Source organism: Rothia sp. HMSC071F11, from assembly GCF_001809115.1.
GTDB classification, from domain to species: domain Bacteria; phylum Actinomycetota; class Actinomycetes; order Actinomycetales; family Micrococcaceae; genus Rothia; species Rothia dentocariosa.
On the sequence record NZ_KV795756.1, the window covers coordinates 234294 to 259246 of the forward strand.

Here is a 24953-nt window from a genome sequence, read left to right on the forward strand (position 1 = left end):
ATTATGACGATGTAAACGATTAAAGCGTGAAATATTTTTGATGACATAATGTCTTTATAGCTTTATGCAATGACTATAAAAAACCTGTATTTCCAATGAAAAAACCACATATCGGTAAAAAGATTGACGATTCTTAACGTTAACCATGAGAGTTTTTCCTTGAAGTAGGGCATATATGACGGTAAGGTTAGGTAGAGTTTATTTGTCTTAGGAGAAATATGTCTTTTGAACACCCAGCGTCACTAGCTCAATTCATGGTAAATCGCCGTAACTTTCTAGGTATGGCGCTTGCTTCAGGCACTGCATTCACACTTGCAGCATGCAGCCAGGAATCTACGACTTCTGACTCTTCGGAATCTCCCGAAAGTGAGACTCGCGTTGTTAAGAATGTAGATGAGGAAGAAATTACGGTACCTACTAAACCGCAGCGCGTTGTAGTTCTCTCAGAACCTACTTTGGATGCGGTACTCGCACTTGGCGTTAAGCCTGTAGGCGCTATTTCTGGTCGCGGTCAGCAGACTGTGCCTAACTACCTTAAAGATAAGGTAGGAGACGACGTTACACTTGTCGGTTCTGTATCTGAGGTTAACTACGATAAGGTTGCCTCCCTCACGCCCGACCTTATTCTGGCTGATTCCACAGGCGTGGATAAACGTTCAGAGGCATACAAGACTCTGCAGGATATTGCTCCCGTGGTGTACACCGGATACGCCGGCGGTGATTGGACCATCAACTTTGAGCGGGTAGCGGATGCTCTTAACCTGGTAGACCAGGGTAAGAAGGTTGAGGAAGACTACGAAAAACTTACTGAGCAGCTCAAGAAGGAGCTAGAACCTCTGTACGGTGATAAGACCTTCTCGATCGTGCGTTGGGCGGGTAACGGTCCTGCACTGATCTTGAAGGAACTCCCAGCCGGTCAGGTGCTTTCAGATTTGGGGCTGCAGCGTCCCCCGGCACAGGATCGTGAAGGGCAGGGTCACTCAGAGCCGGTCTCTTTGGAGAACCTCTCGGATATTGACGCCGACTACATGTTTATTGGTACTTTGGGCGGCGCAAGCCAGAAGAACCCGAATGTTCAAGGTGATGCTAGTGCCAATGGTGCATCAGAAGTTTTGAAGAAGGCAGAGGCCACATCTGGCTTCACGAATTTGAAAGCCTACCAGAACGAACATATTATTACGGTTGAGGGTTCTAAATGGACCTCAACCGGTGGTCCCCTGTTGATGAACGGTATTGTTGCGGATGTTCGCAGCAAACTACTCGAAAATCAAAACAATAATCAGGGACAGTAGGATTAGATTTTAGACGCGGCACCTCACTTGAGGAGGTGCCGCATCTAGACTCTTGAATACTCAACGACGAATACGCTGAAGATACACAAAATGCTTTTGAAAGACAGCAACATGCCCCTGGGGCTGTCTTGAAAGAGTTTGAAAACCTTATACACGAAACGGAACATAACGATGACACAGCACGCACATCATGCCGCCCGCTACAGTGCCGTGGTAGCGCTTGCGGGTGCTTTGCTTGCACCCGGCGTAACAACCCCCGCAACCGCTCTTGAAGATCCGGGCCAAACTCCGGATGCTACCCCCGCCCAAGCCGGTAATAATGTGCAGGCACAGGATCCTGCTGTGAAGGTTCCGGGTGAAGGCAACGAGAGAATGCCTCAAGGTAAGGTAGAACAACCCGCCGCGAAAGCAAACGATACTGCTACCGTTGCAGGCTCTACGGTTATTAAGAACGGTCAGGGCCTTGAGATTAGTGGCTCGGGGTGGGGTGCCAACGCCGTTATCGCTGTGAAATATGATGACGGTAAGGTTAAACCCACAGAACCGGTGACGCACGATGGTAAGGATCTGTCGGCACGCGGTGTTATAGCGGTTATTAAGGCAGACGAGAACGGTAACTTCACCACAACCATCCCTTTCCCCACTAATGCTAACTGGACCGTCGGTTCAGAACACAAGATTAACTTCCTGAGCGGCAGTTTGCAGAAGGGCGATGAGCAGCACTCAGCAACTCATACAGTAACCGTGGGCGAAGAAGCTCCGGCAGTCGAAACCCCGAAAGCGGAAGAGACTCCAAAGGCGGAGACTCCCGAGCAGCCTCAGGTGAAAGAAACCCCCAAGAATGAGGCCCCTGCAGAAGCTCCAAAGGCTGAAGAAACGCCTGCACAGCAGCCTCAGACTGATGAGGCAGCTAAGAATGAGACTCCTGCTAATACTCCGAAGGTAGAAGAGACTCCTAAGGTAGAAGAGACTCCTAAGGCTGAGGAAACTCCGGTACAGCCCAAAGCTGACGATGCTGCTAAAAACGAAGCAGAGCAGCAACCCAAAGCAGAAGAGAAACCAGCTCCTCAACCCGCAGAAAATACTCCCGCCCCTGCCGCTTTTGAGAACTCGCAGACTGTTAAGTCCAACGGCGTTACCGTGACCGGCGTGAAATACGCGAAAAACGGTCAGGAAATCGAGGTTAGCGGTACCGGCTGGAAGAATGCCGACGGTACCGGTTCTGTGGTCGCCGTGAAGTACGACAAGGGTGAAATTATACCCACGAATCCCGTAACGTATGGCGGTAAGGATTGGGCTGGAAGCGGTGTTGTAGCCGTCGTTACGGCTAATCCTGATGGTACGTTCACCGCAAAGCTGCCGTTCCCGAACGCTGAGAATTCAACCGGGTTTGAGAAGTGGACGGATGGTTCACAGCACGAGATTACTTTCCTAAGCGGCAGTTTGCAAAAGGGCAACGCTGCGAAGCATTCGGTAACTCTCAACGTGACTGTAGGTGATGCTCCTGCCACTGCCGAGGGTCCAAAGGATAACGGTCAGCAGCCAGGTAACCCTTCAGCTAATGACACCCAAAAACCAGAGCCTCAGCCTACCGAACCTCCTGCACAGGATCATCAAAATGACGGTAACATCGATGTTCAGCCTAGCCCAGCAGATAATCAGGGCGGTACTGAGAACCAGGGTGCACAAAATAATGCACCTGCACCTACTGCACCTGCTCCTGTCGTTGAGACTCAGACTGCGTCCGACGGTGATGCTACCGTAACCGGTCCTAAGACTGTGACCCACGGTCAGGGAATCGTCGTTAACGGTTCTGGATGGAGCCCTTATAGCGTTATCGCCGTTAAATACGATGGTGGAGACATTAAACTTGACCACGCCGTGGTTTATAACGGTAAAGACTATGCGTCTCGTGGTGTTGTGGCCATTATTCAGGCTGATGCTGATGGCAAGTTTACCTATACTTTGCCGTTCCCAAATAGCGATAAATGGGGCGTGGGCACCGTTCACGATATCACGTTCCTGACCGGTAGTTTACAGAAGAGCGATGAGCAGCATTCGGTGACGTTGTCCGTTACGATTGCTGGCGCTGACGGCTCCACATTAGCCCCTGTAAGTAGTAATCACGCCTCTAACAATGGTTCAATCGCAGGCGGCTATGATGCCGGGTCGGGTAACAACGGATCAGGATATGGCTCTGTGGCACCTATTCCCACCCAGAGCTCCGGAATCAACTATGCAGCCCGTCAAGGCACCATTACGAAGCAGGCTTCTCTTGGGGCTGCTGCTGAACTGGAAAACGATACGCTCATTAACCGTGTGCAGGCACGCGCTAAAGCTGCCGCAAAGAACGGTAGTAACAGCGGTGCCCACGCCAAGAGCGCACCCAAGAAAACCCGCACGGCCAAGGCCGCGCCCGGTAAAAACGGTACCCAGGGCAATGCAACTACCGCGGCAACACAGTCCGACAGCAATAGTGCCCCCAATATCATTGGCGCTGAGCTTAGCGGCTTCTCGCGCTGGTTCGCGAACAACGCAAATAACGTGTTGCTCTCTATCGCAGGTCTGATTATCTTGGTGCTTGCACTAACCTTCCGCAAGAGGGCGTAATCACCTCTCACACCTGAGGAAATATACACAATAATCTCAAACATCAGGATTCCCTCCCACACCGTCGGTGGGGGAGGGAACCGGTATAAATTACCACTAGTCGCACAGAAGAGGAAACTCATGCGAACCACAAAGACAGTATCAAAGGCGCTCACTGCCTGCGCGGCAATATCCCTTAGTCTTGGCCTGGGGATGGGAGCTGCGAACGCGATCCCACCCGGCGGAGCATCAGAGAACACCCCAGGAACCAGCTCAACTGTAAGTCCTCATGTGACTCCCGGAGGCGTAGTTAACTTCACTTTGACAGGTTTCCCTGAAAACACGCAGGTTACCGTCAAACTAGATGATGACGGCGTCGTGCATAGGCAAACAACGGATAGCAAGGGGAACCTAAACGGTTCATTTGTGCTCTCTAACGCAGGCTCCGGCGACCATACGCTTCGCTTCCTTGCAACGGGAGGAGGCGGAGGTAAAGACGCCAACGGTCGTAATAAAGGTAACACGGGAGGGCGGTATACCAATAAGAGCCCTGTATTTACCGTTGGAGAACCCGATAACGGGGGCGGCAATAATGGCGGCTCGTCAAATAACGGAGGATCCTCTAAGGGCGGCTCCGATTCTTCGTCCAACAATAACGCCGGATCTGACGGTTCGGGTAATAATGGTTCCGAAGGTAACGGCGGTAACTCGGCACAGAACGGTGGTTCATCTGAGCAAGAGACCGTCTATCTTGATGCTGATGGCAACCCTATCTCTAAAGAAGAGTATGATCGTTTGAACGCTGAGGCTGACGAGGGCGGGAATAAAGATTCCTCCGATCAGAAAAACGACCAGAACGCTAACAAGAGCGAACAGAAGAAGACCGCCAGCGCCTCTGCATCCAGCAGTGCGAAGAGCAGCGCGTCGGCCTCTAGCTCCGCAAAGACACAGGCAGATAGCCATAAAACCAGCAACACAACGGTAACGTACGGGCAGGAATTCCCATGGCTGGGCGTATCTGTGCTTGGCGTTGCTATTATCGGTGCTATTGCTGTACTGATTATTCGGAAGCGTCCATAGACAATGGTGATAAGCGCGCGCCGCAGGGGGGATAACGCTCCTTTGCGACGCGCGTTTGGCACTCTTGCTCAGGAGAAGAACCAAAGGTACCCTAACGCCATAGGGATCAAGACACGGTATCGAGATAAGGCGGTCTTAGTTATCTTTACGGTAGCGTTGTTGATAGCACTGTATCTTAGACCACACATAATAAAGGAGTCTCGTTGAGCGTAACCTTGGAACGCACAGGAGCCTCACGAACCATGAAAAGTGGGCGCAACGAAAAAAACGGCCGACGAATAACCTGGCTTATTATTTTTGCGGTTCTGCTCGGCGTGAGTATTCTTGCCTCGCTAACTATTGGGCTAAAATCACTCTCCCCCGAAACCATCGTAGAAACCTTAGCGGGGCAATCAACCCCCGAAAGTCATGCCATTATCTTTGAGCAGCGCATTCCGCGGACACTCATCGGGATAGCCTGCGGGGCGGCCCTCGCAGTTGCCGGATCACTCATGCAGTCACTCACCCGTAACCCACTCGCCGAACCTGGTCTGATGGGTGTCAACGCCGGTGCCGCCGTTGCAGTCATCCTCACTGTTGTACTTTTCGGTGTTCTCGGCATCTGGCAGTATATGATTGCCGCCGCTGTTGGGGGCGCTATAGCCGCCACTGTCGTCTATATCCTCGGGCGTGGTCGAGACGGCTCAATTGTTAAATTAGCTCTCGCCGGTGTGGCTATCTCGGCCGCCCTTGCTGCTGTAGCACAGGGACTTATGCTCTCGAACCAAGATGCTTTTGACGAATTTCGTGTGTGGGTTACCGGGTCTTTAGAAGGGCGCGATATATCAGTTGCACAGGCCGTTGCCCCCGTGATCCTCGTGGGTCTCCTTTTAGCGTTTTTTGTAGCACCCTCGATCAACGCGCTAAGTATGGGTGAAGAAGCCGCTATCTCCTTGGGCGTACGAGTGTATCAAACTCAAAACCTCACACTTCTTGCCGTAACGCTTCTTGCAGGTGCAGCAACCGCTGCTATCGGACCAATCTCCTTCGTCGGTTTGGCAGTTCCCTTTGTAGTGCGTGCCATAATGGGCAATGATGTGCGCTGGGTTAACTATGGCTCCGCACTCTTAGGCCCCGTCTGGCTGCTCATGTCCGATGTCTTAGCCCGTGTTATTATGGCGACCCCGGAGCACCCGCAGGAAACTCAGGTAGGAATTATCGCTACCCTTGCAGGGGCACCCCTCTTCCTATTCCTGATGACTCGTCGTAAGGTGGAAGCTCTCTGATGACAGATACACAGACTAAGGCGACGAACCTCAAGACTCAGAAACAGGAATCTTCGCTCCCTCGAGGCGCACGGCGCGGTCACGATTTGGCTGGCAGGCTTGTTCTTAACTCACGCGGACTCATTCAGGCGCAGGTTCCCTGGCGGGTTTTGACGCTGTACATTGTGCTGATCGCTCTCATCGTGGCACTTAGCCTGTGGGGGCTGCAACAGGGCGACTACAAAGTGACGACGATGGACGTCATCAATGCTCTCGTTGGGCGGGGTAAACGCATCACAGTGGTCTTAGTACAGAAGCGTGAAGCGCGCATCGTGGCAGCTCTGCTTGTGGGCGCAGCTCTGGGGCTTTCAGGGGCGCTGTTCCAGGTAATCTCAGGTAATCCGCTGGGCTCACCGGATATTATCGGCTTTACACACGGTGCTGCAACTGGTGCACTCCTGCAGATTATCGTCTTCGACTCTGGTCCGGTAGAAGTTGCTATTGGTGCCCTCATTGGCGGTATCGCAACATCCATTACGGTGTGGTTACTGACTCGACATACAGGTTTACGCGGGTTCCGCCTAGTGCTTGTGGGTATTGGCGTAGGATCGACTCTTGCGGCGTTCAACTCGCTGTTAGTAGTTCGGGCATCACTGACTCAGGCGCAGACGGCGGCATCCTGGCTTGCCGGTTCTCTCGATGATATGTCGTGGCCGCGTACGATTACACTGATGATTTTTCTGATCGTCACAGTTCCCGCGCTTCTCGCCCTGGTACGCCCTCTCGGGGCCATTCGGTTTGGCGATAGCGTGGCGTCAGGACTAGGCGTGAATGTCAACGCTTATCGGGTGTGTGCGCTCTTCCTCGGTGTGCTTCTCGTATCCCTAGCCACCGCGACTACCGGTCCCATAGCATTCGTGGCACTTGCTGCCCCGCATATCGTGAAAACTCTGGGGCGAAGCGGCGGAGTTACCCTTTTCGGATCTGCCCTCATGGGTGCGTTGATGGTGCTGGCTTCAGATCTTATTGGAAGGTTTGCAATTCCCGGCCGTACCCTACAGGTCGGTGTGGTTACCGGCGCCCTGGGCGGTTTATATCTGATTTACCTGATTTACCTTGAAAGGAAGAAGAGCTAGTGAAGGCTCGTGCAGAGATTAGCGAAAGCCGACTCGCAGGCGAAGACATGGTCGTAGCCTATGGCGACCACACAGTGCTCAGCGGTATAGACTTCAAGGTGCTTGAGGGTGAGCTTACCGTTATTTTGGGTCCTAACGCCTGCGGTAAATCTACCTTGCTCAAAGCTCTGGCGCGTGTGAATCCTCTCAAAGGCGGAAAGGTCTTTCTTGATGGTCTGCCGCTTTCAAAGATGAAATCCCGCTCCATCGCGCAGATTCTCGCCATGCTTCCTCAAACGCCGGAGGCACCCACCGGGTTGACCGTGGCGGATGTTGTGGCACGCGGCCGGTACCCGCATCAATCCCTTCTGCGTTCCTGGTCTGAGAAAGATGAGGCTGCCTGCGTTGAGGCTATGGAAGCCGCGAACGTGTTGGAGCTGGCCGAACGTCCTATTGAGGCGCTTTCCGGCGGTCAGCGTCAGCGCGTGTGGATTGCCATGACCCTTGCCCAGCAGACGCCTTTGATTCTGTTGGACGAGCCAACCACTTACCTGGATATTACCCACCAGATTGAGGTGCTAAACCTTACCAAGAAGCTCCACTCTGAGGGGCATACCGTTGCGGTTGTGCTGCACGATCTGAACCTGGCTTTCCGATACGCCACTCATGCGGTGCTCATGAAGGAAGGTAGGATTATTGCTCAGGGTGATCCGCAGGAAATTGTTACCGCCGAACTGATTCAGGAAGTTTTTGACCTAGAATCTGTTATATGTGATGACCCCTGTACTGGAACACCTCTGGTGGTTCCGGCAGCTCACCAAGAGATTACTATTGCCGCGGACGCAATTGCCGCCGCCCGCGAAGGTCACTAAGGAGCCTTTCATGGGTGATTTTGAGAACCTTCCATGTAAAACTGCACAAAATCTCAAGCCAGAGATCATGGCGCGGCCTATGCCGCCTAAAACCCCGCGCCCAACACCAGCACCGCGCGTACCCAGCCCGCTTATGACGCGCATAGTAAACGAAGCCGTGGACGCGCAAGAACTTAACGCCCGCATCACAGAGATCGTAGCGGAGGGGACTCCGCTTATTGAGCAGGTTTACCATGCTGACGGAACAGCGAATGAGAACGAACGCATTGTCACATTCCTGTATCAGCATGCCACGGCAGAGCAGGTTCTCATTTTTGTCAATAGACTGACAGATGAGAAAAACCTGCCGTTGTCTCTGATGGAACGTATTCCAGGCACCGATTGGTGGGAGTTGAGCTTCCAGATGCGCACCGACTGGCGGGCTTCCTATAACTTTATTCCCACACTGCCAGGGGAACGCCCGATCTGGCTGGGGGAGGACGATCAGGTGACACTGCGCACCGCTCTCGATTCTGGTGAAGGCGACCCGCTTAACCCGAAGACCGTCTGCAACCGTATTGGCCGTTGTATGGGCGTGGTTGAGCTTGCCGATGCGCCGGTTCATGAGTTTCTGCTCACCCAGCAGGAACTCGACAGCCTTCCTGAACCGCGCTGGATGACTACTGCGGACGGACACCAATATTTGTTGGGGCGGGTAGGAAACCCAAGCCCCGATTCTCCGCTCTTTATCCTTTTCGACGGTGAAGTCTGGTACGGGCACGGTATGGAGCATATGCTCAACCGAGCCTGTGCCGCCGGGCGTATTCCGGATATGAATGTCTTCTTTCTGCACTCGGGCGGCCGAGAACGCCGCTGGCAAGAGCTCAATGGAGACAGCCCTATAGCCGACTATATTGTGGAAGAAGCGCTTCCTCATTTGAGGCGTCATCACGGGCTGCGGCCAGAGCCACAGGATATTATCATCAACGGACAATCCTTAGGCGGGCTGTCTTCTCTGCTGGCGGTTTTCTCGCGCCCAGAGTCTTTCGGAGCGGCAATCGCTCAGTCGTCTTCGCTGTGGCAGCCTCAGGTTTTCGACAAACTCTCACAGCTGCGTGAAGCCAATGAACTGCACCGTTTGTCCCACCTTCACCTTGAGGTCGAGGTAGGTGAGCAGGAATGGATTCTGCTGCCGCCGCATCAGCGTTTTGTTCAGGAACTCGAATCTGTGGACACACACCTGAACTACACTGTATTCAACGGCGGCCATGACTACGCCTGCTGGCGTGGAGCTATCATACCCGCGCTGAATCGCATTCTTATGCCTAACCCCTAAAATCTTATAGCTGAGAAAGACATAAACATGACCGAACAGATTGTGGAACGCTCCGAACTGCTCGAAACCCCACTGATTCCTGAGGATTTCGCACGGCGTTACCGTGAAGAAGGGTACTGGATCGATCAGACCATACCCGAGTTTCTGCTTGATGCCTGCCGTGCTAAGCCACATTTTCCGGCGTTAGTGGCACTTTCGCATGCACAGAGCGACGCAGAGGGCAAACCGCAGCAGATCCGACTGAGCTATGGAGAGCTGGAGGCGGCTGCTCGTGCCGCAGCACGTCGCCTAGAGAATGCCGGGGTGCAACCCGGCGATCGTGTGCTTTTACAGTTAGGAAATATCGCCGAATACCTGATATATCTTATGGGTATTTTTTGGGCAGGAGCCTTACCGGTCTTTTGTCTGCCACAGCACCGCACGAGTGAGCTTGTTCATTTTGCAACCCGCACTGATGCCGCTGCGCATATATTTTCCTCGAAAACTCCGGGAGCAGATTTTGCAGCGCTCGCCGACGATGTGGCACAGACGATGCGCGTTGATGGTCTAGAACCGCCTATTGCCCTTGATGCTGCGCTCCCGGTAACTCCGTTGAGCGAGACTGAGCTGGCTGAACCGTTCCATCCCGGTGTTGTGCAGAATACCCAAAATACTCTGGCAAGCGAGCAGATCGCATTTTTGCAGCTTTCCGGCGGTACAACCGGTATGTCAAAGCTAATTCCGCGCACTCACGCAGCCTACTTGTACTCGGTGCGTGGTTCCGCCGATATCTGCAAGCTAAATAACAACACAACCATGTTGGTGGTGCTTCCTGCGGCACATAATTTCACGATGAGTTCGCCTGGAATCCTGGGCGTAATGTGTGTGCAAGGTAAGCTCGTATTTGCTGCCGATCCTAGCCCTCAGACGGCGCTTAATCTGATTCAGATGGAAGGCGTTACCTTCACCTCACTCGTACCGCCCTTGGCGCAGGCCTGGCTGGCGTCTGTAAAGAAACGTGACGTGCAGCTGCCCTCGCTCCGCGTGCTTCAGGTGGGCGGCTCGAAACTTGCTCCGACGGTGGCGGGGGAGCTCGAAACAACCCTAGGCGTGAGCATCCAACAGGTCTTCGGCATGGCGGAAGGCTTGGTGAATTACACTCGTCTGCGCGATGAACCCTATATACGCATGAATACTCAGGGATACCCTATCAGCCCGGCTGATGAAATCCGCGTGGTGGATGAACGGGATAACCCGGTCGAGCTAGGGCAGAGCGGTCACCTTCTCACGCGCGGACCCTATACGATTCGCGGGTATTATCGCGAAGAAAACGCTAATCAGCTCAGCTTTACTGAAGACGGTTTCTACCGCACGGGCGATATCGTGCGTATAGTCGCGGGAAAGTATCTTGAAGTTACTGGACGCGCTAAAGATCAAATTAACCGTAACGGTGAGAAGATCTCGGTGGATGAAATTGAGGAGTTGGCGTTAGAGCATCCGGATATTTTGGATGCGGTAGCCCTTGGTCTGCCCGATGAAACTGTGGGCGAGCGCGTCTGCTTGATAGTTGTACCTCAGGCTGGGAAATCGCTCGGTGAGAATCCGCGCCGTACCATGTATGAGTATTTCACCGAAAAGAAGCTGGCTGATTTTAAGATCCCCGAACGTGTACAGGTATTGAGCTCTCTGCCAACCACAAACGTGGGTAAGATCTCACGCCGTGAACTTCGCGTTAAACTAGTTGAGATGCTGGCTCAGGAGTAAGAGCAACTAAGCTAAGATTAGCGCGGGCTAAATAAGCGTGCGGATACCATAATACCGGGGTAAGAATCTTGAGGTTCTTACCCCGGAAGTTTAACTCAAAAGCAGGTGCTCTGTGAGGCATGCGCAGAGAATAATAGTCACGTATAGGTGGTCAACACCCGCTATATGACGGTGATGTAAAGGTTTACATAGTTTTCATGTAGGGGAACCTCATCTACAATTTATGTGTATATAAATTTTGGCATATATAAGACATGATGCCAGAGAGGAACATAATGTCCGCAGAGACTACTCTTCGCCCCCTGCTTGCTCAGTACATCCACGAGGCGGATTCGCTGGATACCGCCTTTTCCGAGTCTACGACCGACCTTTTTTCTCTGGGGATGGACTCAATGGGCGCTTTTGCCCTGCTCGATGACCTCGCGGGCAAGGGGATTACTATCGAATTCACCGAATTGGTAGAAAACCCGACCGTCGAATTTTTGCTCACTCGTATCAGCTAACTTTGACGAAATCGGTACCTGTATAAGGTCGATACTCACCCAACCAGCACACGACACCGCCTGAAAGAATAGACTGGACTATGAGCATCACCGAGCATAGTGGTCCCAAGCATGACTGGATTCCCCTGACCAAAAGCGCTCAAGGTATTTATCTTGCCGCTATTATCGATCCCAAAAATCCCTGCTATAACACAGCAGAGATCATGGAATGTCCGTCCGAGACGAATCTTGATTACCTGCGTGAGGCATTTATTCAGCTCTATCGTGAAAATGAAGGTTTCCGGGTGCAGACGCGCGTGCAGTCTGGACGCCCCGAGCAACGAGTCATACCACTTGATGAGTTTTTGACTAATCTTGAGGTACTTCCGGTAATTTCCCTCCAGATTCAGGAAGAAACGGAAGAACAGAATCCCGTTCCGGCAGCGGTGCGTGGCTGGGCATCCGAGCTGATCAGCGAACCGTTGAGGACCGATGAGGGTGTTACGGTACGTTCCGCTGCCACATACTATGGGGGTAAACTCTGGGTTTACCACAGCTTTAGCCATGTGGTGGCAGACGGTTTCGCGGCGTTTAACGGTCTATCTCGCGTAGCGGCTATCTATCGTGCATTGAGCGCCGGAAAACCTCTGCCTACCGTTAAACGCGCCTCTCTAATGGAGCTTTTTCAGGCTGACCACGCTGCCGAACATGCCCGAGAAGAGGACCTGGCCCTGTGGACTTCCGGGCAAGCGGAAGTACTTAACCAGCCCGATACATCGCTGGCGGCACGGAGTGCCTCCCCAGCGCCGCAGGCCTTGCGTGAGGTACTGACCCTGCCTGATAAACTACAGCGGGATATGCTGGAAATTGGCAAAATATACGGAACCTCCTGGCCCGTTACTGTAACCGGTGCCGTAGGGTCTTATCTGGCCCGTATTGGTGGGCGTAGAAGCGCTGCTTTTGGCATACCCCAGATGAACCGTATATTTGGGGCTCAGGTTCCCGCAGAAACCCGTGTTCTCGGCAAGACCAGCGCTCAGACTGGAACCACCGCCGTGAATGTGCTTCCGGTACAGGTTTCAGGTATTGGAAGTATTGCACAGGCACTCGATAGCGTAAAGAACCAGTATGCACGGAACGCCGCGCATCCGCTTGCTAGACAAGAAGATCTAGAACGTTTAGCGCAGTCCGATGACAATCGGCTTTTTGGCGCCCAGATCAATGTTATACCGTTTGATGCCGTTTTACCGCTAGGTGCACCTACCGACAACACGCCTGCTTCTGTGGGGTATATTCATAACATATCTGCGGGACCAGTTGCGGATATGACCATTACCCTGCGAGGCATACCCGGGCGCGGTCACACAATTTCTGTAGAGTTCGATGCCAACCCGAACCTGTATACCCGCGAGCGCGTAGAATTTCACGCCCGGCACCTACAAAATTGGTTGGAATCTTGGGCTCAGGCTGCCCTTGAGGAGCGGTCGATGGATACCCTGACGACTGCGTTACCGCATGAAGTAGAGCTGCTGGAATCGTTTAACGCTACCGCGCATCCGATAGAGTATAAAACTTTGCTTCAGCGTTTTCAGGATGCGCTCACACGCTACCCGAACGAACCCGCACTCTACGCCTGCACGCCGGATGAGGACGGTACTCTGTCCCCGCAATCTCCGCAGGCCTATGAGTTTTCGCAGGTACTCACGTATCACGAGCTGGATGTGCGAGCCCGCGCCCTAGCAAAGGCGATGCTGGAAGCTGGCGTGTGCCCTGGAACCGCTGTAGGACTACGCTTTCATCGAGGACTTGAACAATATATCGCCTTATATGCGGCGCTCTATGCAGGGTTTGTCTATGTGCCGATTTTGCCGGATCTGCCCGCCGAACGTGTGAGCTTTATGATGGAAGATACGCAGTGTTCGGCGCTTGTGTATGGCTCCGGGCTGAGTCCTATTGCAGAGGCCGAGTTAAAACCGGCGAATACGCAGAGTTTGTGCGGGCTGCAGCAATTTGAATTTACCGCTCTAACAGCCCCTGTGGGAAAACCTCTAAACCTTACACATGTGCCCGAGGCAAAAACATTCCCGGGTATCGGCACAGCACTGGATGATATCGCGTATATCTTGTTTACCTCGGGTTCGACAGGACGGCCCAAAGGTGTTGCGATTAGTCATCGTTCCATTGATAACCGGTTACGCTGGCAGCAGTCACAGATTCCGGTCGGCGCATCCACACAAGACCGTGCGGGGGACCGCATCTTACATAAAACGCCTATCTCGTTTGATGTTCATGTGTGGGAGCTTTATTGGCCGCTTCAGGAAGGGGCCGCCGTCGTTATCGCCGCTCCTGATGGGCACCGGGATCCGGCCTACCTGGCGCGTGTTATCGCCGAACAGAACGTTACCTGTCTGCATTTCGTACCCACGATGCTTACCGCCTTCTTGGAGGCCCCTTCCGCAAAACGTACCTTAGCCGAAGCAGGTTTTGGGTCGGGGGAGCAGCAACGCCATGTGCGCTATCTTATCTGCTCGGGCGAGGCACTTCAGAAGGATCAGATTCTCAGCGCGCATAATATTATGGGTGTTTACCCTTTAAATCTTTATGGGCCTACGGAAGCCGCCGTCGATGTTACCTTCTGGGATAGCTCCCAAAACCCAGAGTGCAGTACTGTTCCTATCGGCCAGCCCGTTTGGAACACCCAAACTCGTATTCTTGACCAGGCTTTACAGCCGATACCGCCCGGATTCGTAGGGGAACTCTACCTATCGGGTGTACAGCTTGCTGTGGGGTACCAGAACAATCCCGAGGCAACTGCACAAGCCTTTATCCTGGACAACGCTACGGGAGAGCGGCTTTACCGTACTGGCGATCTTGCCGAGTGGAACCTCACCGCCACAAACCAAAAACCTGGCACCTTGGCCAAAAACCTTCGCGGAGTCATCCTCTACCGTGGTCGTGCCGATCACCAAGTAAAACTACATGGGCAACGTCTAGAGCTTGGCGATATCGAAACCACGCTCTCCCACGTTGAGGGAGTCCATAGCGCCGTCGTTTTGCTCTACACGAAGATGCCCGAACCTGCTCTCGCGGCGTTCCTAGAGATAGGTGACGTTTCTGAAACAGAACGCAACCGTATTGTTGCTCAAGCTCGTCAGCATTGTGAGAACACCTTGCCGGACTATATGGTACCGCGCTTATGGCACACCATGGCTCAGTTCCCGGTTAGCCCCTCAGGCAAGATAGATCGCAAAAACCTGGCACAGATCGAGTTTACCTTTGATACCAACACCGCAGACGGCCCCCATGGACTTTTAGAACAGCAAATTAGCGAGATTATCGCGGGCGTGCTGGGACGCTCACAATTCGGTGTAACCGAAGACTTTTTCGCAGCGGGTGGTAACTCCCTTGCGGCACTTTCCGTCATTGCCAAGATTGAAGAAAACCTTGGAAAGACGCTCAGTATTGGTGCCCTCTTCGCTAATCCCACGGTCAAGGGGCTGGCTGCGGTCTTGAACGAGGATTCTACTGATGTCGAATTTGCCCCGGTTCTGCCTCTGCGTGAGGCGGACTCGGTGGACTTCGCAACATCGAAGAATACCGTACCGCTCTTTATCCTGCCGCCCGCAGGCGGTCTGGGATGGTGCTATGCCGCCTATCTGCCCTACATACCCGGGCATCCGTCGGTTTACGCACTGCAACATGAGGCATTCACGAACCCAAATGCTGGCTACGCCCAGAGCCTTCGTGAACTCGCCGAGGGGTATCTTGCGCGTATTCGTGAGACCCTTGAGGAACGTCAGCTTCCATCACAATTTTCCCTGATGGGCTGGTCCGTTGGCGGTACTGCCGCCGTCGAGGTAGCCGCGCTTGCCGAGACTGCCGGTTACGATGTACAACAGGTTACGCTTCTGGATGCATACCCCGTCGAACAGTGGCAGGGGATTCCTGAACCGGACGAGCAAGAGAGCTTTCGTGCCCTCTTACGTATGGGCGGTCTTCCCGAAGTATCGGCGCAGACCGTTCTTGACTTGCCACAGACGCTCGAACGACTGCGAGATGCCGGGTCGGCTATGGGGTATCTACCCGAAGACAAGCTAGAAGTATGTTTGGAATCTATGCGTGCCTCTGCCGCCCTTATGCGCGGCTCGAACCACCTTAACTTTGGCGGAAAAGTCGTATTGATTGGAGTGAACCATGACGATCAACCCTATCTGGATGCGCACGGCTGGGAGCCTCATGTGGGCTCGTTCCGTACCGTCACGTTGAAGAACGGTACCCATCCCGATCTGGTGAACCCGGAGCGCATTCCTGAAATTATTGCAGAAGCCTTCTAAAAGCGCCCTATGGGTATTGGGGGAAGAACAGAGACATCAACAGCACCACGCTAGGAGTTCGGCATAGGTCACGCCTGCGGGCCTTTTGCACTCTATGAAGGCTCAGCAGGAACCTTCCTAAGCACCTTCGCCAAATGCGAGGCATCAGCGGTAGTGCGTCCATCCTCAGGTTGAGGGAAACGCACCCCGCAGGTCGTCACATGATGTTCCGCAGACATAGGTGCCTGAGGATACGCCCCGGGTTCGCCTACCGTCAGGATCCTGCCTAGAGTTCCGTTACCGGCTACCGGATATGCTGTATAACCGTCCGCACCCGTGCGGTACGCGACCGCCAGCATCCGGTACCGTTCATGCTCGGGAAGCTGCATTAAATCTTCACAATACGTGGTGTACCTGCCATCAAGGGTTGCTACCAGAATGCCTCGGGAATACAGCATCATATCTGGTTTCGCAAAGGCCACACCCTGCTGGCGGCCCTCAGCATTGCGGTGATAAAGCATACCAACGGGGCTTTCCACACGCACTTCTAAACCGGTATCCGTGAGGGCACGCACCAACATTTTTCGCCATAATGACGAAGTATCAAATTTAATATTTGCCAGCACACCCGCTTCATACGGGCTATCGCTTAAACCAAAGCCATATTGTTGCGACAAAATAGATTGCGCATAGTGGTAAGCGCGCAAAGTTTGTGCCGACAATCGCATAGCAAAAGCAGGGGAGAGCGTTTCGGTCAGCAGACTACGAATATTCTGCGTGCTCACATCACGCAACACAGACTCGTACCCTATAGCATCGTCGACGACCTCATTATCGGCGGCATGAGTTGCCACCTGCTGTAATCCGGCGCGGATCATTTGCCATAAATGCGTATCCGTCGTCAGAGAATCGAACTCGCAAACAACCCCAATACGTCGGTTAATCCGCCGGTTTACAAGCTCGCGTGGAAGCATACGACCACGCACAAAAAGTAATTCATCCACCTCAGGCTCAAAAACCGGACGACGATGCGCCAAAGCCTGCCCGCTTGAATCAACAAAAACGCGGTACATAGCCTCTTTGAGCGAAGGAATATGCGGAAAAAGTTCGGAACCCTGCGGGGTAATGTCACGATGTCCCTGAATAATTGCCTGTTCCTCATGATGCTCTGCCAGCATGCGCCATAACAAAGAAACCTTCTGCCAGCCAGTACCTTGACCACCTGCCGAAAAGTCCATATTCTCACGGGCTGTAGCCGGTCCTAAAACCCGTCCACAAACCGTAGCAGCCACTGCATAGACAGGCTTTTCAGGGTACTCCAGCGCTGTCCACAGTGGATCTGAGGCACCGCCCTCATTATCATCATCATGCGGCGGCAGGGCAGAGCCCGAAACCGTCTCTAAATACCCAGCCCAAGGCTTCGGAAGCACCAGAATCTCAGTCTCATAGACATAGAGAGATAACGTACCGTCATCGCTATGCTCGTAAAGCGAAGACTCAGGATCCTGCACAGAGGAGAACTGTCCGCCTGCCTCAGGGGCGATTTTCACATTAAAAGGCGCAATAACTTCCGGCTGCTCAGCCGATACCCATTGTTTGCACCAGAGCTTGGGCAACACATGGATAACCAGAGTATGCACGGCACCCGGCTGAGGATGCGTGTGTTTTAGGATCGTAACGCCGACACCGTTACCGCGCGCGCTCGCTTGAAAGTAGCGAACTTCACTCACCACTCGTTACTTCCAACCAGGGAATTTGACCTGCGGGCTTAGGAGCAGAAGGCAGACCGGGACCGCTCCATGAACCAACCACGCGTGGGCGGCTGCCGAGTCGCTGGCCCACCATCTTGACGGATAGCCCATTGATAGAACCGATCTTTTCGAGAATGCCGGAACTGATATTGAAAGTCGCTGCAATTTCCGCAAGCTGGGTTAACAAAGCCCGTGCAATGTCTTCGGGGGTGGAATTTCGAGAGAAGAAATAGGAATGTCCTAGACGTGCATCGGGGCCAACCTCGGATTCAAGAATGGCGTTAATATCCGCATACCGTTCTATAACGATGTCTAATTCTTCAGAAATAGCACCTCGTTCAGCTTCAAGTTCTGTACGCAAATCTGTTTCATTGTGAGGATTCATTTCCATCCAGATAAAGCGACGGCGCAAAGCCAAATCAATGGTACCCACAGAGCGGTCGGTAGAATTCATAGTTCCCAGTATGTGCAGGTTATCTGGAACTACTAAACGGTTATATATTTTACCCTGATAATAAAGCGGAGTTTGCAAAGTCGCATAGGTGAAACCCTGGGGAATATCCGCATCAGCCGCAAATACTGAACCGTAAAGTTTTTCACGATGATCCTGAAGTTTTTTTACGGAAACACGCTTTGACGTTTCAATAACGAGCATAAGGTCGCCGAAAACACGGGAGGTATTGGCGCGGTTAATCTCGTCAATGAAAAGCAGATGTGGTGTCGTGGGGTTCTCAACAGCTTTTCGGCAGGCTTGAAGAAATACACCTTCGTGAGACACAAATTCAGGCTCATCTTCTTGGCGTGAAAAGTTTGGACGCAGACCGCTCACGAACTCTTCGTAACTCGTGGACGGGTGGAAGACTACCGTTGTAATGTTGGCCTTGCCGTACCCAGTATCCTCACGTGAGAGAGTATTGATCTGGTAAGACTTTCCACAGCCCGCGACTCCCTCAAGAACAACACATTTATTTTTAAAAAGAGATTTTGCAACAGGCCCGGTGGGATAAAACCTGCCGCTTTCTTCTTCAACTGCATTGAGGGTATTCTCAAAATCTTTAGGCGTGGGTTTTTTCCGTTGAGTAGGCGGTTTTTCGATTAAAGGTTTAATATGCTGCGAAATGAGATCCTGAAGTTGTACAGGAACTCGGGAATAGGGCATTCCGGCAGAATTTCCAAAATAGATGCAAATACGAATATCGCGGTATATGGAAAACTTTTTTACGGTATCTTGTGAACGTTTATGGGCTTCCTGTACTGCGGTATTAAAAAGAGGAATGCACTCCACAAGCTGGAGTGCAGAAATATTAGGATTTTGATTCTCAGCAGCTTTAATTTGACGATCGATAATACGGTTCATGCCACCCGGAAGCAGGTTGTCATGGCCGTCAAGGATCATACGCAGAGTTTCCCGAAAACCTTGCCAAATATTCTCGTAGAAAGCATGTTCTGTTTGAACAATAGTGTCGTTGTATTTAAAGGAATAATATACCTGCACGCTACCATTAAAAGGTTTACTCGGTAGTATTTGAGTATTCTTTTGTTGTGCGGATTTAATTTTCTCGACAAAAGTATAAAAAGATACAAATTCGGAATCATGGATACTTTCTCCAAAAGCCCACGACGATGTAATCTCCGCGTCTATACTTTTAAAGTTTGCCTGGAGGTTGTTAGACACTGAAGTCCCTTGGTGATTGTGGTGATTCTGACCTTCCAATTATATACCGAGACATGGAGTAAAAAATATCATCAAAGCATATTTATTTGATAAAGCTCCACCTGTGATAGAAGCCCCTCGGAAGTTGTACTGGACGGTTTTCAAGGGTAAAAAGTTCCCTCGCTCTTGCACCGTACAAGAGCGAGGGAACCAGTTAATTTGGCTTTCCGCTGAAAGCCTGGCTAGAACACAATGGAACTAGTCATCGATATGTGTTGCCTGAATTGCGTTAACGTTATTCAGATCGTACTTGGCAAACGCCTTGGCAGCCGCATCGGCGGGCACCTTACCGTCCTTTGCCAACAGCTGCAGGGCACGAACTACCATTGACTGAGCATCAATGTGGAAAAAGCGACGTGCACCGGGGCGGGTATCCGCGAAACCGAAGCCATCGGCTCCCAGAGTTGCAAAATCGTTCGGGAGGAACTGGCGAATCTGGTCAGGCATATCCGATGTGTAATCGGAGGTCGCCACAATAGGACCTTCAGCACCGGCAAGCTTCTGAGTCACGTAGGGTACGCGTGCAGGCTTATCGGGGTTGAGCAAGGTTTCTTCCTCAGCAGCAAGACCTTCGCGGCGCAGCTCGTTCCACGAGGTTACCGACCATACATCAGCCGAAACGCCCCAGTCCTCAGCCAAGAGCTTCTGAGCTTCCAAAGCCCACGGTACAGCAACACCGGAGGCGAGCAGCTGAGTCTTGGGTCCGGAGGTAAGCTCAGAATCCTTGAGCTTGTAGATGCCCTTGAGCAGACCATCAACATCCAGGTTCTCGGGTTCTGCAGGCTGGTGGATCGGCTCGTTGTACACGGTCAGGTAGTACATGACATCGTGATCTTCATCGAGGTTACCGTACATCTGCTCAAGACCACGCTTGACGATGTGCCCGATCTCGTAGCCGTATGCAGGGTCGTAGTGCTTCACGGCAGGGTTGGTGCTTGCCAGGATGGGGGAGTGGCCATCCATATGCTGCAGACCCTCGCCGGAAAGCGTGGTACGACCCGCAGTAGCGCCGATAATAAAGCCTCGTGCCAACTGGTCGGCAGCAGCCCAGAAAGCGTCGCCGGTGCGCTGGAAGCCGAACATCGAGTAGAAGATGTAAATCGGGATCATCGGCTCACCGTGTGTATCGAAGGAGGTACCGGTCGCAATAAATGCAGCGGTCGCGCCAGCCTCGTTAATACCCACGTGCAAAATCTGACCCAGCGGCGACTCCGTGTAGGAGAGCATAAGCTCGTGGTCAACAGGAACGTAGTTCTGTCCGTTCGGGTTGTACAGCTTAGCTGAGGGGAAGAATGCGTCCATACCGAAGGTACGTGCCTCATCGGGAGTAATAGGCACAATACGGTGGCCAAAGCCCTTGACACGCATCAGGTCTTTCATAAGGCGTACGAATGCCATCGTGGATGCGGCAAGCTGCTTGCCTGAACCCTTCTTGGTACCCGCGTAGACCTTGTCGTCCGGCAGCTGAATCTCAGGCTGAGTATTGGGGCGACCGGGGAGGAAACCACCGAGCTCTTCGCGGCGCTTGAGCATATACTGAATTGCCGGGTTGTCCTGACCGGGACGGTAGTACGGTGGATTGTAGAGGTCCTTCTCCAGCTCTTCATCAGAGATCGGGATGTTCAGATGGTCACGGAAGCCCTTGAGCGCTTCCATGGTGAACTTCTTGATCTGGTGGGTCGAGTTACGGGACTCGAAGTAGGGACCAAGAGCGTAACCCTTAATGGACTGTGCCAGAATAACGGTCGGACGTCCCTTAGTCTCCAGCGCTTCTTTGTATGCAGCGTAGATCTTCTTGTAGTCGTGACCGCCGCGGCGAATAGCCCAGATTTCGTCATCGGTCAGATCAGCAACAAGTTCCTTGGTTTCGGGATACTTGCCGTAGAAGTGCTCACGGATGTAACCGCCGTCTTCACCGCGGAAGTTCTGGTAGTCGCCGTCCAAGGTTTCGTTCAGCAGTTGGATGAGCTTACCGCTCTTGTCCTTCGCGAGAAGCTCGTCCATCTCGGAGCCCCAGACAACCTTGATGACATGCCAACCAGCGCCGCGGAAGAATCCTTCGAGCTCCTGGATGATCTTGCCATTACCACGCACGGGACCGTCGAGACGCTGCAGGTTGCAGTTCACTACAAAGGTCAGGTTGTCGAGTTTTTCGTTAGCCGCGAGCTGCAGTGCACCGCGTGACTCGGGCTCATCCATCTCGCCATCGCCGAGGAATGCCCAGACGTGTTGCTGTGAGGTGTCCTTGATACCGCGGTTCTGCAAGTAGCGGTTAAAGGAAGCCTGGTGAATAGCATTGAGGGGGCCTAGACCCATCGATACTGTGGGGAACTGCCAGAACTCAGGCATGCACCGGGGGTGCGGGTAAGAGGGAATGCCGTGCTCGCCCTTGGTCTTCTCCTGACGGAAGCCATCCATATCTTCTTCGTTGAGGCGGCCCTCAACGAAAGCACGCGCATAGTTACCGGGAGAGGCGTGGCCCTGGAAGAATACCTGGTCACCGCCGCCGGGGTGATTGCGTCCGCGGAAGAAGTTGTTGAACCCAACTTCATAAAGATCAGCGATACCTGCATAGGTGGAGATGTGTCCACCAACACCGATGCCCTGTTTCTGTGCGCGCTGCACCATAATGGCAGCGTTCCAGCGAATCCAGTTACGGTATTGTTCTTCAAGATCAGCATCGCCGGGGTATTCAGGCTGCTGGTCGACTGCGATGGTGTTAATGTAGTCGGTCTTGGTTAGAACCGGTACCTCAACGCCTTTCTTGCCTGCTTCCTGAATTAGGGATCGCAGGATGTACTCGGCACGTTCGGTGCCGTGAGTTTTGATGAGGTCCTCAAGGGACTCGGTCCACTCCTGAGTCTCCTCAACGTCGACGTCCTTGAGGCCGTCAAGTAGAGTACTCAGGGAGTGTTCGTTCGGTACGTTAGCCAAACTAATCCAACCTCTCTTCTTATCCAATTGTGAAGGCGCTTGTGGCGCTGGTGCGAGGCACCCTTCGATAAGCATGCGCACAGTGTTCTAGGAGCATACTTCTTTCTCTACTATCTTAGACCTTATTTTGATCTCCGATGACTGTTTTTGAGGTTTTTTCGTTGGAGGCTTTGGGTTATGAATGAAAGTGGGCAGGTTGGTGCGATATTCCGCGGTAAGAATTTTTGCCTAAAATGTGCAAATTTCCCGATATAGGGGCTTTCCCCCTTAAAATTTGACACCTTGAGGCATGTTGTTATTTGTGTTTATGTGGTTTTATGAGGGGTATAGTCATGGGATGAAGGCTTTGAGGACTTTGAGGGCGTAGTAACCACCGTCTAATTTTTATGTGACATATAACATGCACATCTCAGTTGCGAGTACATGAGAAACCCCGTATAGTATTACCTTGTTCGTAGGAAAACAAAGGTTTTTATAGCGAAAATTGGGTCTTTAGCTCAGCTGGTAGAGCGCCACGTTTACACCGTGGATGTCATCGGTTCGATCCCGGTAGGACCCACAAATAAGTCCCGTATCCTGAGTAGAGGATACGGGACTTTTCTATGTCTGCTCTTTGTGGGTTATAGATATACCCTGGAATCCGCAGAAATATTCATCCAGAGACTGCCGAATGTTATTCCTGTCTAATCCAAACGCTTAATTCCTTGGATACACGCGGATAAAACGTAAAACAGCGTATTCTTGTATACATGACTGAAAACAAGAAGGCACAGATTGGTGTTACCGGACTTGCTGTCATGGGTGCTAACCTAGCGCGTAACCTGGCACGTAACGGGTACACCGTAGCACTGCATAACCGCTCCGTTGAGAAGACCGATGCCTTGCTCTCTGAGCACGGCGCAGACGGTGACTTCATCCGCACCGAGTCGCTCCAAGACTTGGTGGACTCGCTCGAATCTCCCCGCCGTATCCTGATTATGGTGAAGGCGGGTGCTCCCGTAGACGCTGTTATTGAGCAGTTAACTCCTCTTCTTGACGAAGGGGACATTATTATTGACGGTGGTAACTCTCATTTCCCCGATACTATCCGCCGTGAACGAGCTCTTGCAGAAAAAGGTCTGCACTTTGTTGGTGTCGGCGTTTCTGGCGGTGAAGAAGGTGCACTCTGGGGACCTTCGATTATGCCGGGAGGCTCGGCTGAATCCTACAAACATGTAGGTCCTATGCTAGAGAAAATCTCCGCAAAAGCGCCGCAAGATGGTTCTCCGTGCTGCGCCTGGATCTCTACCGATGGTTCCGGTCATTTCGTCAAAATGGTGCATAACGGAATTGAATACGCCGATATGCAGGTTATCGGCGAAGCCTACGACATTCTGCGTTCTGTTGCAGGCATTGAACCCGCCGAACAGGCTGAAATCTTCAAGAAATGGAACGAGACTGACCTTAACTCGTATCTGGTTGAGATTACCTCGGAAGTCTTGGCACAGGTTGATGCGAAAACCGGTAAACCGCTGGTAGACGTTATTCTTGACCAGGCCGGTCAGAAAGGTACCGGACGTTGGACCGTTCAGGCTGCTCTTGACTTGGGCGCTCCAGTATCTGCTATCGCCGAATCTGTCTTTGCTCGTGCGCTGTCTTCTTCAGATGTCAAGGCACGTGCACAGGCTCAGCAGGAACTCCCCGCCGGTCTTATTGCGACCACCGGAGTCGGTGCAGGCGATCCCGAATTTGTTGAAGATGTGCGCCGTGCATTGTTCGCATCCAAGCTGGTGGCCTATGCACAGGGCATGGATATGATCGCTCGTGCCGGTCAGGAATACGGCTGGGACCTGCACCTTGACACCATCGCATCGCTCTGGCGGGCTGGATGCATTATTCGTGCGGAGCTTCTAGGCGATATTATGGCGGCTTATGCGGGTGAGGTACCGGCCAATATGCTTCTCGCACCCGCCTTCAAGAATCTGATGGAAGAGCTTGTTCCTTCTTGGCGCCGTGTGGTTGCAAAGGCTACCGCGTTGGGCGTGCCGGTTCCGGTTTTCTCCTCGGCACTTTCTTACTACGATGGACTGCGCCGCGACCGTCTGCCAGCAGCCCTTATTCAGGGGCAGCGTGACTTCTTTGGCGCGCACACCTATGGCCGTGTGGATGCAGAAGGCGCATTTCACACTATGTGGAGCGGTGACCGTTCAGAAGTAAACGCTGCAGATATCCACGTTCACTAGAACCTGGATCTTAAGAACAGCGTCAATAAAAGGGGTGTGGCCGCTTCGTGAGAAAGCAGCCACACCCCTTTTTGTCTGTGTTTTGTCCGTATGCGCGTGATCCAGTGACCGATAGACTGAGAACCTGGAGAACACGCTGCGAGCAATGATGCTCTGTCTGCCCAAAGAAGACCTGGAGTCGTGGGTGGTTCACACGGGTAACACCGGATTATCGGTGGATTTAATGACCTTATTCAGGGTACAGAAACCTTATATCGTAGTAGTTGCACTATTGAGGTTTGCGGCAA

14 protein-coding genes and 1 tRNA gene are annotated in these 24953 nt (G+C 52.6%); 12 read left to right on the forward strand and 3 right to left on the reverse strand.

All coding sequences use genetic code 11. The features are described from left to right. Positions 1-218: 218 nt before the first annotated feature. From HMPREF2554_RS05510 to HMPREF2554_RS05560, 10 genes are all read left to right on the forward strand, one after another. On the forward strand, positions 219-1292 hold the full coding sequence (locus HMPREF2554_RS05510) for an ABC transporter substrate-binding protein (protein WP_013399279.1): 1074 nt from the start codon (positions 219-221) through the stop codon (positions 1290-1292). A gap of 171 nt (positions 1293-1463) precedes the next feature. Continuing rightward, positions 1464-3902: a hypothetical protein gene (locus tag HMPREF2554_RS05515; RefSeq protein WP_070554313.1), complete on the forward strand. Its 2439-nt coding sequence runs from the start codon at positions 1464-1466 to the stop codon at positions 3900-3902. Positions 3903-4022: 120 nt separating this feature from the next. Continuing rightward, entirely contained in the window at positions 4023-4961 is a 939-nt protein-coding gene (locus tag HMPREF2554_RS05520) for a hypothetical protein (RefSeq protein WP_070554315.1), read from the forward strand. A 203-nt stretch (positions 4962-5164) separates the two neighbouring features. Then, positions 5165-6226 (forward strand): FecCD family ABC transporter permease, encoded by a 1062-nt coding sequence (locus HMPREF2554_RS05530; protein WP_246826013.1) that lies wholly within the window; start codon positions 5165-5167, stop codon positions 6224-6226. Continuing rightward, the gene (locus tag HMPREF2554_RS05535; RefSeq protein WP_070554322.1) at positions 6226-7341 is read left to right on the forward strand and encodes a FecCD family ABC transporter permease; all 1116 of its coding nucleotides are present in this window, start codon (positions 6226-6228) and stop codon (positions 7339-7341) included. Before HMPREF2554_RS05530 ends, HMPREF2554_RS05535 begins: the two co-directional genes overlap by 1 nt. Then, a complete protein-coding gene (locus tag HMPREF2554_RS05540) occupies positions 7341-8192 on the forward strand; it encodes an ABC transporter ATP-binding protein (protein WP_048755241.1) in 852 nt (283 codons plus the stop codon). The genes HMPREF2554_RS05535 and HMPREF2554_RS05540 overlap by 1 nt, the downstream gene beginning before the upstream one ends. A 10-nt stretch (positions 8193-8202) precedes the next feature. Next, positions 8203-9507, forward strand: coding sequence for an enterochelin esterase domain-containing protein (locus HMPREF2554_RS05545; RefSeq protein ID WP_070554324.1), 1305 nt, complete (start codon positions 8203-8205; stop codon positions 9505-9507). A gap of 27 nt (positions 9508-9534) precedes the next feature. Further along, a complete protein-coding gene (locus HMPREF2554_RS05550; RefSeq protein WP_070554326.1) occupies positions 9535-11250 on the forward strand; it encodes a (2,3-dihydroxybenzoyl)adenylate synthase in 1716 nt (571 codons plus the stop codon). A 275-nt stretch (positions 11251-11525) separates the two neighbouring features. After that, positions 11526-11753: a phosphopantetheine-binding protein gene (locus tag HMPREF2554_RS05555; RefSeq protein ID WP_239662009.1), complete on the forward strand. Its 228-nt coding sequence runs from the start codon at positions 11526-11528 to the stop codon at positions 11751-11753. An 80-nt stretch (positions 11754-11833) separates the two neighbouring features. Next, positions 11834-16066 (forward strand): non-ribosomal peptide synthetase, encoded by a 4233-nt coding sequence (locus HMPREF2554_RS05560; RefSeq protein WP_070554329.1) that lies wholly within the window; start codon positions 11834-11836, stop codon positions 16064-16066. Between the two features lie 92 nt (positions 16067-16158). Here the strand turns inward: HMPREF2554_RS05560 and HMPREF2554_RS05565 are convergent, their stop codons facing one another. From HMPREF2554_RS05565 to aceE, 3 genes are all read right to left on the reverse strand, one after another. Continuing rightward, entirely contained in the window at positions 16159-17775 is a 1617-nt protein-coding gene (locus HMPREF2554_RS05565) for an McrC family protein (RefSeq protein WP_246826014.1), read from the reverse strand. Continuing rightward, positions 17768-19471 (reverse strand): McrB family protein, encoded by a 1704-nt coding sequence (locus tag HMPREF2554_RS05570; RefSeq protein WP_048752357.1) that lies wholly within the window; start codon positions 19469-19471, stop codon positions 17768-17770. Before HMPREF2554_RS05570 ends, HMPREF2554_RS05565 begins: the two co-directional genes overlap by 8 nt. 237 nt (positions 19472-19708) lie before the next feature. Then, entirely contained in the window at positions 19709-22444 is a 2736-nt protein-coding gene (gene aceE / locus HMPREF2554_RS05575; protein WP_041321816.1) for a pyruvate dehydrogenase (acetyl-transferring), homodimeric type, read from the reverse strand. A 486-nt stretch (positions 22445-22930) separates the two neighbouring features. Here aceE and HMPREF2554_RS05580 point away from each other — a divergent pair. Next, a tRNA-Val gene (locus HMPREF2554_RS05580) sits at positions 22931-23003 on the forward strand. Positions 23004-23193: 190 nt separating this feature from the next. Further along, positions 23194-24666: an NADP-dependent phosphogluconate dehydrogenase gene (gndA, locus tag HMPREF2554_RS05585; protein WP_070554334.1), complete on the forward strand. Its 1473-nt coding sequence runs from the start codon at positions 23194-23196 to the stop codon at positions 24664-24666. Positions 24667-24953: the final 287 nt, after the last annotated feature.